This is a genomic window from Streptomyces sp. Ru62, assembly GCF_002920615.1.
In the GTDB taxonomy this organism is placed as follows: domain Bacteria; phylum Actinomycetota; class Actinomycetes; order Streptomycetales; family Streptomycetaceae; genus Streptomyces.
Genome location: NZ_PQSU01000058.1, coordinates 26,637 through 39,161 on the forward strand (window position 1 = coordinate 26,637; position 12,525 = coordinate 39,161).

General features: G+C 71.0%; 14 protein-coding genes. 4 read left to right on the top strand and 10 right to left on the bottom strand.

Translation table 11 applies throughout. From position 1 onward, the window contains the following. Positions 1-52 precede the first annotated feature (52 nt). Positions 53-334, bottom strand: a complete 282-nt coding sequence (locus tag C3492_RS42005; protein WP_181140846.1) for a glutaredoxin family protein — start codon at positions 332-334, stop codon at positions 53-55. Between the two features lie 117 nt (positions 335-451). Here C3492_RS42005 and C3492_RS42010 point away from each other — a divergent pair, with 117 nt between their 5' ends. The 3 genes from C3492_RS42010 (at position 452) to C3492_RS42020 (ending at position 3,903) form a co-directional block, all read left to right on the top strand. Further along, on the top strand, positions 452-1,372 hold the full coding sequence (locus C3492_RS42010; RefSeq protein WP_079081089.1) for an HAD family phosphatase: 921 nt from the start codon (positions 452-454) through the stop codon (positions 1,370-1,372). Positions 1,373-1,658: 286 nt separating this feature from the next. Further along, positions 1,659-2,435: an ECF subfamily RNA polymerase sigma factor, BldN family gene (locus tag C3492_RS42015; RefSeq protein WP_103817849.1), complete on the top strand. Its 777-nt coding sequence runs from the start codon at positions 1,659-1,661 to the stop codon at positions 2,433-2,435. A gap of 235 nt (positions 2,436-2,670) precedes the next feature. Then, positions 2,671-3,903, top strand: a complete 1,233-nt coding sequence (locus tag C3492_RS42020) for a DUF5667 domain-containing protein (RefSeq protein WP_103817850.1) — start codon at positions 2,671-2,673, stop codon at positions 3,901-3,903. Between the two features lie 72 nt (positions 3,904-3,975). On the opposite strand, the gene C3492_RS42025 is transcribed toward C3492_RS42020, so the two are convergent. From C3492_RS42025 to C3492_RS42045, 5 genes are all read right to left on the bottom strand, one after another. Then, a complete protein-coding gene (locus C3492_RS42025) occupies positions 3,976-5,040 on the bottom strand; it encodes a lysophospholipid acyltransferase family protein (RefSeq protein WP_103817851.1) in 1,065 nt (354 codons plus the stop codon). Between the two features lie 14 nt (positions 5,041-5,054). After that, positions 5,055-6,116: an NAD-dependent epimerase/dehydratase family protein gene (locus C3492_RS42030; protein ID WP_103817852.1), complete on the bottom strand. Its 1,062-nt coding sequence runs from the start codon at positions 6,114-6,116 to the stop codon at positions 5,055-5,057. A 187-nt stretch (positions 6,117-6,303) separates the two neighbouring features. Next, the gene (locus C3492_RS42035; protein WP_003948845.1) at positions 6,304-6,402 is read right to left on the bottom strand and encodes a 30S ribosomal protein bS22; all 99 of its coding nucleotides are present in this window, start codon (positions 6,400-6,402) and stop codon (positions 6,304-6,306) included. Between the two features lie 135 nt (positions 6,403-6,537). Continuing rightward, a complete protein-coding gene (locus C3492_RS42040; protein WP_121791081.1) occupies positions 6,538-6,750 on the bottom strand; it encodes a helix-turn-helix domain-containing protein in 213 nt (70 codons plus the stop codon). 129 nt (positions 6,751-6,879) lie between these two features. After that, complete coding sequence (locus C3492_RS42045; RefSeq protein ID WP_103817857.1) at positions 6,880-7,695, bottom strand: phosphatase; 816 nt, start codon at positions 7,693-7,695, stop codon at positions 6,880-6,882. 166 nt (positions 7,696-7,861) lie between these two features. Here C3492_RS42045 and C3492_RS42050 point away from each other — a divergent pair, with 166 nt between their 5' ends. After that, positions 7,862-8,380 (top strand): GNAT family N-acetyltransferase, encoded by a 519-nt coding sequence (locus C3492_RS42050; protein ID WP_103817858.1) that lies wholly within the window; start codon positions 7,862-7,864, stop codon positions 8,378-8,380. 179 nt (positions 8,381-8,559) lie between these two features. Here C3492_RS42050 and C3492_RS42055 read toward each other — a convergent pair whose 3' ends face one another. From C3492_RS42055 to C3492_RS42070, 4 genes are all read right to left on the bottom strand, one after another. Then, the gene (locus C3492_RS42055) at positions 8,560-9,732 is read right to left on the bottom strand and encodes an acetoin utilization protein AcuC (RefSeq protein WP_103817859.1); all 1,173 of its coding nucleotides are present in this window, start codon (positions 9,730-9,732) and stop codon (positions 8,560-8,562) included. Beyond that, positions 9,683-10,900: an MFS transporter gene (locus C3492_RS42060; protein WP_103817853.1), complete on the bottom strand. Its 1,218-nt coding sequence runs from the start codon at positions 10,898-10,900 to the stop codon at positions 9,683-9,685. Before C3492_RS42060 ends, C3492_RS42055 begins: the two co-directional genes overlap by 50 nt. A 167-nt stretch (positions 10,901-11,067) precedes the next feature. Then, complete coding sequence (locus C3492_RS42065) at positions 11,068-11,781, bottom strand: VC0807 family protein (protein ID WP_103817854.1); 714 nt, start codon at positions 11,779-11,781, stop codon at positions 11,068-11,070. Between the two features lie 92 nt (positions 11,782-11,873). Beyond that, positions 11,874-12,518 carry an HAD family phosphatase gene (locus C3492_RS42070; protein WP_103817855.1) on the bottom strand — a complete coding sequence of 215 codons (645 nt, stop codon included), beginning with the start codon at positions 12,516-12,518 and terminating at the stop codon, positions 11,874-11,876. Between the last annotated feature and the right edge of the window lie 7 nt (positions 12,519-12,525).

Sequence of the window (12,525 nt, forward strand, 5' to 3'; positions counted from 1 at the left end):
CCCCCGAGATCAAACCGCCGTCGATCCTAAGCGACATTCGGGCCGGTTTGGACTACTCGGTCAGTGCCCGGCGCAGACGCTCCTCGTTCACGCGCCAGAAGGTGTGCTGTTCACCGTCGACCAGTACGACCGGGATCTGCTCCCAGTAGCGGTCGTGCAGCTCCCGGTCCTCGGTGATGTCCTTCGGCTCCCACGGCACGCCGAGGTCGCCGCACACCTTCTCGATCACCGCCTGCGCGTCGTCGCACAGATGGCAGCCCGGCTTGCGGATGAGGGTGACCTGCCGCGCGCGCGGCTCGGCCCTGCGTCGGAAGAGGGGACTCATACCGGCCATTCTCGCGCGCTCGGCGCCCATTCCGGATCGCTTCTTCAACGGCCCGGTCATGCAGAGTTCACAACCTCCCAACCTCCGGTCGCCGGAACCGCGGGGCGGACTGGCTATGCTCACGACATGGCCGCTCTCGGATGGCTCACTCCCCGTAGGCGCTCCGCCACGGCGCGGAGCGTGTTGGCAGGCGAGGCCTCGGCGGAGGCCGCCCGCAAGTCCTCGCAGGAAGCCCCGCGCGCAACGCCGGAGGAACCGGAGTTCCCCGTGATCGGCGACGACCGGGCCGCCGCCTTCTTCGACCTCGACAACACGGTGATGCAGGGCGCCGCGCTGTTCCACTTCGGCCGGGGGCTGTACAAGCGGAAGTTCTTCGAGACCCGCGACCTCGCCAGGTTCGCCTGGCAGCAGGCCTGGTTCCGGCTGGCCGGCGTCGAGGACCCCGAGCACATGCAGGACGCCCGCGACTCGGCGCTGTCGATCGTCAAGGGACACCGGGTCGCCGAACTGGAGTCGATCGGCGAGGAGATCTACGACGAGTACATGGCCGACCGGATCTGGCCCGGCACCCGCGCCCTCGCCCAGGCCCACCTGGACGCGGGCCAGAAGGTGTGGCTGGTCACCGCGGCCCCGGTGGAGATCGCCCAGGTGATCGCCCGCCGCCTCGGCCTCACGGGCGCCCTCGGCACGGTGGCCGAGTCGGTCGACGGCGTCTACACCGGCAAGCTGGTCGGCGAGCCCCTGCACGGACCGGCCAAGGCCGAGGCGGTCCGCGCGCTCGCCGCCGCGGAGGGGCTGGACCTGTCCCGCTGCGCGGCCTACAGCGACAGCCACAACGACATCCCGATGCTGTCCCTGGTCGGCCACCCCTACGCCATCAACCCGGACGCCAAGCTGCGCAGGCACGCCCGCGAGAAGGACTGGCGCCTGCGCGACTACCGCACCGGCCGCAAGGCGGCGAAGGTCGGCATCCCGGCGGCGGCCGGGGTCGGCGCGGTGGCCGGTGGCACGGCGGCGGCGATCGCCCTGAGCCGACGGCGCCGATAACCGCCGCGGCGAGCCCCGCGCGCACGAATTATGCCGCGGCCATTTCAACACGTGCCGCTCCTCACCGAAACCAGCCTCTTTCCGGTCAACAAGCGATCAGCTTGCGAAACTTGACCCACCATCAATCGGTTACGGATGCGACGCAATCGATGATTTGAGCAACTCGGTGTAGCAGGCCCTGCACGAAGCGTTATTCTCCTCAGACGCAAACCGGTACCCCTCCGTCGCTACGACGGGTGAAAGGTCCCGCACTGCACGTGATGGAAGCTCTGCCTCTGGGAGTCCCGTGTACCCACACGTCGGGGTTGACGCCTCGGGCCTGGCTACGCTGCGCGCAACAGTCGCGATGGTGAAAGAGACGCTGCGCGGCTTCGTCCCCACCGCGTACGCCGTCCCCGCCTTCGCCGCCGCGCCCGCCGGCCCGTGCTACGCACTGGCCGACGGCAGCGCCGCCGTCGGCAGACGGGGGCGGGCCACCGGCGCGGCCACCGCCCGCCGTCCGGCCGCCGACAGCGACAGCGCCCGGATGATGGACCTGGTCGAACGCGCCCAGGCGGGGGAGGCCGAGGCCTTCGGGCGGCTCTACGACCAGTACAGCGACACCGTCTACCGCTACATCTACTACCGCGTCGGCGGCCGGGCGACCGCCGAGGACCTCACCAGCGAGACCTTTCTGCGGGCACTCCGCAGGATCGGCACCTTCACCTGGCAGGGCCGCGACTTCGGCGCCTGGCTGGTCACCATCGCCCGGAACCTGGTCGCCGACCACTTCAAGTCCAGCCGCTTCCGGCTGGAGGTCACCACCGGCGAGATGCTCGACGCCAACGAGGTCGAACGCTCCCCGGAGGACTCCGTCCTGGAGTCCCTGTCGAACGCCGCCCTGCTCGACGCCGTACGGCGGCTCAACCCCCAGCAGCAGGAGTGCGTCACGCTCCGCTTCCTCCAGGGCCTCTCGGTCGCCGAGACCGCCCGGGTCATGGGCAAGAACGAAGGCGCCATCAAGACCCTCCAGTACCGCGCCGTACGCACCCTCGCCCGGCTGCTGCCGGACGACGCCCGCTGAGCCAGGTGACCCAGGGCGACGGTCAACTCACCTACGGTGAAAGTCCGTTGCCTTTCCGATCCGGGCATCCGCCGTCCGTAACCCAAGTGCCGCGCCAGTCGTTGTGCGGGATACAGGCTCCCTGTGGTCACGTCCTGGCCGACCCCGATCGCTCGATCGGGTGGAAGTTCCGTGGGCGTGCAACCCTCAGGACCCCCTGGGGAGTCGACCGTCATGACGAGAGGAGGTGCCGCCAGTGATCGCGAACGTATCGGCGCACCGGCGGGCGAACGCCTTCGCCCAGGCCCTGGAGGAGCAGTCCGACCGGGACACGGCGGCCGAGCAGTCCGTAGGCCAGGCGGAATCACCGCCGACCACCGAGGAACGGACCGAGCAGGGCGAACTGCTGGCCCTGGCGGCGGGCCTCGGCGCACTGCCCAGACCGCAGCTCGACCCCGAGGTCAAGGTCGTCCAGCGGGCCCAGTTGGTGGCCGCGATGGAGGCCATGCTCCAGGAGGGCACCGGGGCGACGGACACGTCGGTACCGGAACAACGCTCCCACCGGGCCAAGGGCGCGCACCGGGCGAGCCCGCTGGGCAAGCTCCGCCCGCGCACGCGACTGACCAAGGGTCTCGCGGCCGGCGGGCTCAGTGTGGGCGTGGCCGCCGGGGCCTTCGGCGGAGTCGCCGCCGCCAGCTCCGACGCCCTGCCCGGCGACTCGCTGTACGGACTGAAACGCGGCATCGAGGACTTCAAGCTCAACTACCTGACCGACGGCGACGACCAGCGCGGCCAGACCTACCTCGACCAGGCCTCCACCCGCCTCAGCGAGGCCCGGCGGCTGCTGGAGCGCGGCCGGGGCGGCCATCTGGACCACGAGTCCATCGGCGAGATCCGCCGCACCCTGTCCGGGATGCAGCACGACGTCGCCGAGGGCCACCGCCTGCTCCACGCGGCCTACGAGGCCGACCCGGACTCGCTCGGCCCCATCCAGGCGCTGTCCACGTTCTCCAAGTCGCACCGCCAGGCCTGGAGCGCGCTCAGCGACAAGCTGCCCACGCAGCTGGGCGATGTGAAACAGCAGGTGTCCTCGGTCTTCGACGCCATAGACGAAGAGGTCGCCCCGCTGCAGCCCCTGCTCCCGCAGCCACCCGCACGACCGGGCGACGGCAGACACCCGGGCGGCTCCGGCCCGGCGTCCACCGGCTCCTCCGGCAGCCACCGGTCCACCACGCCCAGTGCCGGGAACACCCCGTCCGCCGGCAAGCACACCGGCACCGGCGCGCCGAGCGGGTCGGCCACCGGCAGCAGCGGTGACGGGCTCATCGGCGGTGACACCGGCGGCCTGCTCGATCCGCCGAAGACCGGGTCCGACACCACCTCCCCGTCCGCCGGCAAGTCCCCCACGGGCCAGCCGGACGTCACGATCCCCCCGCTCATCCCCGACCTGCTCCCGGGCCTGGGTATCGACGGGGAGGACGCGGACTGACGCGGCACGGCTGAGGCATCGAGGGCGCCCCTTTCCGAGCAGGGGCGCCCTCGATGCCGTTCACCGGACGTCTCAGAAGAACACCGAGCGCCGCTGCACCAACAGCTTGTACAGCGTGTGCTGAATCTGCTCCCGCACCTGATCGGTCAGGTTGAACATCAGCATCGGATCCTCCGCCGCCTCCGGCGGATACCCGTCCGTCGGGATCGGCTCACCGAACTGGATCGTCCACTTCGTGGGCAGCGGAACGGCACCGAGCGGACCGAGCCAGGGGAACGTCGGCGTCAACGGGAAGTACGGGATGCCCAGCACCCGCGCCAGCGTCTTGGCGTTGCCGATCATCGGGTAGATCTCCTCCGCCCCGACGATCGAGCAGGGGACGATCGGCACACCCTGGCGCAGGGCCGTGGAGACGAAACCGCCCCGGCCGAACCGCTGGAGCTTGTACCGCTCGCTGAACGGCTTCCCGATCCCCTTGAAGCCCTCCGGCATCACCCCGACCAGTTCGCCCTGCTCCAGCAGCCGTTCCGCGTCCTCCGCGCAGGCCAGGGTGTGCCCCAGCTTGCGGGCCAGCTCGTTGACCACCGGCAGCACGAAGACCAGGTCGGCGGCGAGCAGCCGGAGGTGGCGGCCGGCCGGGTGGTGGTCGTGCACCGCCACCTGCATCATGAGCCCGTCCAGCGGCAGCGTCCCGGAGTGGTTGGCGACGATCAGCGCCCCGCCCTCGGCCGGGATGTTCTCGACGCCCTTCACCTCGACCCGGAAGTACTTCTCGTACACCGGCCGCAGCAGCGACATCAGGACCTGGTCGGTCAGCTCCTCGTCGTAGCCGAAGTCGTCGACCTCGTAGTCCCCGGTGAGCCGGCGCCGCAGGAAGGCCAGCCCGGCCGCCACCCGCCGCTCCAGGCCGCCGTCCCGCCCGCCGGGCTCCACGGCCTCCACCGGCTCCTCCTCGCGGCTCACAGGAGCCTCCTCCCGCGCTCGTTCCCGCCCCGGCAGGGGCTGGACCGCGCCCATCTCCCCCGGCTCCCCGAGCGCACCGCGCCGGCTCCCCCCGCTCCGCCGCCGCGGCTGGCGCTGTGCGGCGCTGCCGCGGGACCGGTCGTCGTCGAACGGAATGACCTTGGCGTCCGCCATCGTTGCCGCTCTCCTCAGTTGGCGCTGTGCGTCTGGGGGTGGCCGCCCGCCCCCGCGGTCAGCGCGGCGACCCGGTCGACGGCCGCCGCCAGGCTCTCCGGCGGCAGCAGCCCGGCACCCTGGCCGCGCGCGAAGTCCGCGAAGGTCTCGGCCGTCGTGTAGCGGGGCGTGAAGCCCAGCGTCTCGCGCATCTGGACGGTGTCCACCACCCGCCCGTGGGTGAGCAACCGGATCTGCTCCGGCGAGAAGTCCGTCATACCGAGCGTACGCACCAGGGAGCCGGCCAAGGTGACCGCGGGCAGCAGCAGCGGCACGGTGGGCCGTCCGAGCCGCCGGGAGCACTGCGAGAGCAGCAGCACGCCGTCCCCGGCGATGTTGAAGGTGCCGCTGTTCAGGGTGCCCCGGCGCGGTTCGTGCGAGGCGATCCGCAGCACCTCGACGACGTCCTCCTCGTGCACGAACTGGAGCCGCGGGTCGTAGCCGAACACAGTCGGCAGGACGGGCAGCGCGAAGTACGAGGCGAGCGGGGTGTCCGCGGCCGGCCCGAGGATGTTGGCGAACCGCAGCACGCACACGGCGACGTCCGGACGCCGCCGGGCGAACCCGCGCACGTACCCCTCCACCTCGACGGCGTCCTTCGCGAAGCCGCCGCTGGGCAGCGACTTGGGCGGGGTCGTCTCGGTGAACACGGCCGGATCGCGCGGCGCGGAGCCGTAGACGTTCGTGCTGGACTTCACCACCAGCCGCCCCACGGTCGGCGACTTCTGGCAGGCACCGAGCAGCTGCATGGTGCCGATGACGTTGGTCTCCTTGACCGTGGCCCGGCTGCCGCCGCCCAGGGCCGTGCCGGTGACGTCCAGGTGGACGACCGTGTCCGCGCCGGTCTCTGCGAGCACCCGGGCGATGGTCGGCTGCCGGATGTCGGCCTGGATGAAGTCGGCGCCGCCCAGGTGGTGCGCCGGCGGCACCGCGTCCACGGCGATCACACGCTCGACCTCCGGGTCCCGCTGGATCCGCCGCACGAACCGGCCGCCGAGCTGCCGGGCGACTCCGGTGACGAGCACGATCCGTCCCAAGATCAGCGCCTTCCTTCCCGCGTAACCGGTATCCCGCGTTCCCCGTGTGCGGCCAACCTAGCCGGTCGATGTTGCGCTGTGATGACCCCTGGTGCGCCCGGCGACGGAAATTCCCCCATCGGTATATGCCTGTGGCCCCCCACCACTGCTGGTGGGGGGCCACAGGGCCACGCTCTCGCGGCGCCGCTTACTTCTTGTTACGGCGCTGAACGCGCGTGCGCTTGAGCAGCTTGCGGTGCTTCTTCTTGGCCATCCGCTTGCGCCGCTTCTTGATAACAGAGCCCACGACTACCCTCGCTCACTTCTCATCACTCGGTTGTTTGGGCGCCATGGGCCCACACGACCTACGAGGGGCTAGCCTACCCAACCGAGCGCCGAGGTCGTAATCGAGGGGTGCCCCCGGGTCACCCAGGGGTCGCCGTCAGGCCGTCTCCACCCCCACATAGCTGTCGCGGAGGTACTCGTGTACCGCTTGTTCCGGGACGCGGAACGACCGTCCCACCCGGATCGCGGGCAGATGACCGCTGTGCACCAGGCGGTACACGGTCATCTTCGACACTCGCATCACCGAGGCGACCTCCGCCACGGTAAGGAACTGAACCTCGTTCAGAGGCCTCTCGCCAGCTGCAGCCATGACACACCTGAACCTTCCGCACTCGACGGCCACCGGCTTCCCCTTCCGGTGACTCTTCGTCGTTGCGTGCTCACTCCCCAGACTAGGGGCGGGTGATGCGAGTGGGGAAGAGGTGCACCCATCGGCGGCCTACTGTGACAGACACGCTCGATTGAGTACGTAGCGGATCAACGGCCGGTAGTGAGCAGACCGCACTGCGTCATCAACCGGAACGGCGACGGACACCCGCCCCTCGGCCTCCCCCACGAACAGCGCGGGATCATCCGTGTCGGCCAGACCGATGGCCTCAAACCCGAGCTGACCAGCACCGCAGACCCACCCGTGGTCCCCCACGACCAGCTGCGGCAGCGGCCCGCCGGCCTCCGCCGCGGCGTCCAGCGCGACCCGAACCGGGAGCGGCGAGTGGCTGTGGGCGCCCGGCTCACAACCGGGGCGCCCGCTCGCCGGTTCCCGCACCAGGGCAACCCCTCGTACGTAGTCGAGGCGATGGGTACGTAGGCCGAACCGGGTCAATATGTCGACACAGCGACCCTGCGCCGGGGTGAGGACCTCACATCCCGCCGCCGACAAAGCGTCCGCGAGAGCGGCGTAGAAACCGAGCAGCGGACCCGGGTGCCCGGTGCCGAGCAGCACGGGCGCGCCACGCCGGGCCACCTCCCGGATACGCCCGGCGAAGGCGTCCAGCGCGGCGAGCGTCCGCTCCGGATCGATCACATCCGGTCCGGAAATGTGTCTGGGATCGGCCGAAACCCCGCACTTCTCCGCCATCAAGCCGAGCAGGTCCCGGACTCCCCATGCACCTTCGGGATCGATCCCGATCAACACGCGTGGATCCCGGGCGGCGAACAGCCGGTAACTCCGCAGGCTGTCCTCCCGCGACGTCGCCACCACCCCGGCCAGCCGGGCGGCCACCAGATGCGCGCGGAGACGGGCGGCGGTCGACACGGATGCGATGGTGGCCCATGGGGGGTGCGGACGGGACGGAAACACCGGAAGTCCGCACGGTTGGCCTAACAGAGCGGCCGGCCGGACCGCGGACGGTGAGCGTCGCACCGACTCGTACGATCAGGCGGTGATCACATTCCCCTTGACCGTCACCCGCGATGTGCTGATGCGTCCGCTGGAGGAATCGGACTCCGGCGGGCTGTACAGAGCCTATCTGCGAAATCGCGATCACCTGCGCCCATGGGAGCCCCGCAGAGGTGAGGAGTTCTTCACCGAGCAGGGGCAGGCCGACCGTGTGCGGAGCCAGCTGCAGGAGCGGGACGCGGGGCGCCTGTTCCCGTGGGTGCTGACCGCCGGGCAGGAGGTGGTCGGAGCGGTGACGCTGTCCAACGTCGCCCTCGGGCCCTTCCGCAGTGCCCATCTCGGATACTGGATCGACGCGGAGTGGGCAGGGCGTGGCCTGGCGACCGAGGCCGTCCGGACGGCCTGCCAGGTGGCTGAGGGACAGCTTGATCTGCACAGGATCGAGGCCGGTACGGTGCTCGCCAACCTGGCGTCCCAACGGGTGCTGGCGAAGTGCGGATTCGACGTGATCGGCACGGCGCCCCAGTACCTGCACATCGACGGTGAGTGGCGTGACCATGTGCTGTTCCAGAAGATCCTTCATGGCCGCCCTCCCTGGTAGCGCGAAGGGCTCCCCGTCGCGGAGGGCGGCGCGGCCCCCGGGAGCCGGGCAGGTCGTGTCGGCGATCGCCCCGCGCTCACGTCGTGGGAGCAGCCGAAGCGCAGCGGTTGCGGCACCTGCACGGCGGGCCGTGGACCGGTCCTCCCCCGATGCCGGCCGACGGGGGGCGGGAGCGGGCGTCAGGGAAGGAGCCCGCGCAGCGGGAACACGGCACGCCGGGTCGCCAGCACGGCCTGGTCGACCCGGTCGGCGGGGTCGTACCCCTCCTCCCAGGACGCCCACGACACCGGCCACAACCCGTCCGTCATCCGCCACGGCCCCGACTGCCGCGTCCGGGCGAACACGTCCTGCCGCCACGCCTCGGGGATCACCGCCTCCGGAGCGACCGGCTTCCCGGCCGCGATCCCCACCAGATGCGTCCACGACCGCGGTACGACATCCACCACCGCGTACCCGCCCCCGCCCAGCGCGACCCACTTGCCCCCGGCGTACTCGTGCGCCAGGTCGTGGCACGCCATCTGCACCGCCCGCTGCGCGTCCAGCGAGACCGCGAGATGCGCGAGCGGATCCTCGAAGTGCGTGTCGGCCCCGTGCTGGGTGACGAGGACCTGCGGCCGGAAGTCCGCGAGCAGCTCCGGCACCACGGCGTGGAAGGCCCGTACCCATCCGGCGTCCCCGGTCCCGGCCGGCAGCGCCACGTTCACCGCGGCCCCCTCCCCCGCGCCCGCCCCGGTCTCCTGAGGCCACCCGGTCTGCGGGAACAACGTACGGGGATGCTCGTGCAACGAGATCGTCAGCACCCGCGGGTCCTCCCAGAACGCGGCCTGCACCCCGTCCCCGTGGTGCACGTCGACGTCCACGTAGGCGACCCGCTCGGCCCCCAGCTCCAGCAGCCGCGCGATGGCCAGCGACGCGTCGTTGTAGACGCAGAACCCCGACGCCCCGCCGGGCATGGCGTGGTGCAGCCCGCCCGCGAAATTCACGGCGTGCTCGGCGTCCCCCCGCCACACCGCCTCGGCCGCCCCCACCGACTGCCCGGCGATCAGCGCGGACGCCTCGTGCATCCCGGCGAACGCTGGATCGTCGACCGTCCCCAGGCCGTACGAGCCGTCCGCCCCCGCCGGATCCGCCGACGCGGCCTTCACGGCGTCGATGTAGTCCTCCCGGTGGACCAGCCGGAGCGTGGACTCGCCGGCCGGCTTCGCCGCGACGACCTCCACCTCCCGGTCGAGCCCGAAGGCACCGACCAGCCGGCGGGTCAGCTCCAGCCGGACCGGATCCATCGGATGGCTCCGACCGAAGTCATAGCCCGTTACTGCCTCGTCCCACATCAGCTGTGCGCGGCCGCTCATGCCCGCCACCGTATCGGTCCGGTTGAGCGGCGAACGACCTGGCGTACCCCAGTGTCACCAGCACCAACACCATCGGCACGAGCATGGCCCCCCGGTAGCTCCACGCGTCACCGAGAGCGCCCACCAACGGAGCGCCGATCAGGAACCCCACGTAGTTGAAGATGTTCAGCCGCGCGACCGCCGCGTCCGAGGCCCCGGGGAACAACCGACCCGCCGCCGCGAACGTCTGCGGCACCAGCACACACAGCCCCAGCCCCAGCAGGGTGAACCCGAGCATCCCGGCCCACGCGCCGGGCGCCACGGCCACCACCCCGAACCCGCCGGCCGCCACCACCGCTCCGAGCCGTACGACCGCCACGGCCCCGAACCGCCGGACCCCGAGGTCCCCGAGGGCCCGCCCCACCAGCGTGGTCACCATGTACACGTTGTACGGCACGGTCGCGAGCTGCTCCGAGCTGCCCAGCACGTCCTTCAGATACTTGGCGCTCCAGTTGGAGACGGTCGAGTCCCCGATGTAGGCGAACATCATCACCAGGCACAGCGGCAGCAGCAGCTTGAAGACGACGGTCCCCTGCTCCGCGGTCCGCTCCGGAGCGGACACGGGCTCCCCGTCGACGTACCACCGGCTCCCCACCAGCGTCGCCGGCAGCAGCACGGCCACCACCGGCAGGTACGACACCCACAGCGCGAGGTGCCAGTGCGCCCCCGCCCAGGCCAGCGAGGCCCCCAGGATGGCGCCCAGACTGTAGACCGCGTGGAAGCTGAGCATGATGCTGCGCCCGTACGACCGCTGGAGGCTGACGCCGAGCATGTTCATGGACGCGTCCAGCGCGCCCACCGCCAGGCCGAACACGCCCAGCGCCACGGCCAGTACGGCCACCTGACCGTGCCCGCCCGTCCCGACGCCGAGCAGCGCCAGCAGCACCGCCGGCTGGGACCAGCGCAGCAGCCGGCTGGGCCGTACCCGCTTCACCAGGTGCTCGGTGCTCACGCTGCCGACACCGGCGAGGACCGGCACGGCGGCCAGGAAGACCGGCAGCAGCGCGTCGGAGACCCCGTACCGGTCCTGGATGGCCGGGATGCGGGTCACCAGCAGGGCGAAGGCGACGCCTTGCGCGAAGAAGCTGAACGCCAGCGAGGCCCTACCGCGCCGCAGCACATCAGTCATGGCGGCGAGAGTAGGGCCCCGGGCTACCGCTGGGTAGATCCAGCCAAAGATGAGTTTCCCTCAACTTCCGTCCGGGCTCCGGCCGGTCCCGGCTTCGGCCTGTCCCGGCTTCGGCCCGTCCCGGCTTCGGCTCGGAGGTCGGGCGGCGAGGGAACAGGTCGCGGGGATCAGGCGGCGACGGCCACCGCGGGTCGCTCCGCCCGGCCGGCCTCCACCTCGGCCGCGAGCATCCGCTCCATCGGCCCCACGGCCAGCCCACCACTGACCACGAAACCGACCGCCATCGCGCCGACCAGGATGACGGAGCCCAGCCACACCATGGTGTCCGCCGGGATGGTGTAGGCACCCACGACCCGTACGACGCACTCGGCCAGCAGGGCCAGCCCCCACACCACGGAGAACACCCGCTCCCTGGACCGGAAGGCCGCGGACTCGGCCGCCGCCCCGGACACCAGCCGCTGCCAGGCGGCTTCCCTGGCCGCGTCGCCCTTGACGACGAAGGGCTTCATGCCCGCGGTCATCATCGGCCTGCCGAGCCGGACGGACACCAGGATGCCGATGGCCACCGTGCTGCTGACCCCGCTGTCCTTGGCCAGCATCAGCCGCGGGTCACCCGAGACGAAACTCAGCAGCAGGGACACGACGTTCACGACGAGGATCAGACCCGCCAGCGCGTTGGTCCTGCGCTCCCTGACCAGTCCCCCCACCGTCCGCACCGCCGGTACGACACTGCTCCAGGCGAGCGCCGCGAAGGTGCTCATCCCGAAGGCGTCCTTGAAGAGGTAGTACGAGCCGAGCGGCAGCGCCACATCGATGAGCAGCGGCTTGAAGTTGTCCAGCACGCTCGGCTTCCGGCCCTGGTTCCCCGTGTTCGTCGTCATGCCCTCAGCTTCGCGTGCGGGCCGGGTCCGGCAGTAGAAACGTTCGTCCGGAGCTCCGCATGACATATGTCAGCCCGCACGGCCGACCGGGGTCATACCAGCAGGTCGAGCAACTGGTCCATGCGTGAGAAGAGTTGACCGGCACCCGCGAGCTTCGCCGCCGGCGTCATCGCGGTGAACCCGTACACGTCCATCCCGGCCGCCACGGCCGCCTGTACGCCCAGCGGAGAGTCCTCCACGACCACGCACCGCCCGGGGGCCACACCCATCCGCTCGGCCGCATACAGGAACAGATCCGGCGCCGGCTTGCCCCGCCCGACATCCTCCGAGCTGAAGACGCGCTCCTCCGGGAACCACCGGTCGAGCCCCGTCGTCCGGTGCCCCACCCGGATCCGCGCGTGACTCCCCGAAGAGGCCACGCAGTACGGCACCCCGTCCGCGGCCAGCTTCTCCAGCACGCCGGCCACCCCGGGCACGGCCCGCAACTCCCGCTCGAACGCGGCGAACACCCGTGCGTGGAAGACCTCGTCGAACTCCGCCGGCAGCCGCCGTCCCGTCCGCTCCAGAACCAGGTCATGGATCCGGTGCATCGCCGACCCCATGTAATCGCGAATGGAGTCCTCGTACGACGTGGGGTGCCCCAGCTCGGTCAGATAGGCGGCCAGGAGCCGGTTGGATATGGGCTCACTGTCCACGAGGACACCATCGTTGTCGAAGATGACGAGGTCATAGCGCATGAGTTCA

Coding starts and splice junctions, on each gene's coding strand:
- C3492_RS42065 (WP_103817854.1), bottom strand. CDS start 11,781: ATGACGACGAACACGGGGAACCAGGGCCGGAAGCCGAGCGTGCTGGAC.
- C3492_RS42010 (WP_079081089.1), top strand. CDS start 452: ATGGCCGCTCTCGGATGGCTCACTCCCCGTAGGCGCTCCGCCACGGCG.
- C3492_RS42055 (WP_103817859.1), bottom strand. CDS start 9,732: ATGAGCGGCCGCGCACAGCTGATGTGGGACGAGGCAGTAACGGGCTAT.
- C3492_RS42060 (WP_103817853.1), bottom strand. CDS start 10,900: ATGACTGATGTGCTGCGGCGCGGTAGGGCCTCGCTGGCGTTCAGCTTC.
- C3492_RS42005 (WP_181140846.1), bottom strand. CDS start 334: ATGGCCGGTATGAGTCCCCTCTTCCGACGCAGGGCCGAGCCGCGCGCG.
- C3492_RS42050 (WP_103817858.1), top strand. CDS start 7,862: ATGCGTCCGCTGGAGGAATCGGACTCCGGCGGGCTGTACAGAGCCTAT.
- C3492_RS42025 (WP_103817851.1), bottom strand. CDS start 5,040: ATGGCGGACGCCAAGGTCATTCCGTTCGACGACGACCGGTCCCGCGGC.
- C3492_RS42040 (WP_121791081.1), bottom strand. CDS start 6,750: ATGGCTGCAGCTGGCGAGAGGCCTCTGAACGAGGTTCAGTTCCTTACC.
- C3492_RS42070 (WP_103817855.1), bottom strand. CDS start 12,518: ATGCGCTATGACCTCGTCATCTTCGACAACGATGGTGTCCTCGTGGAC.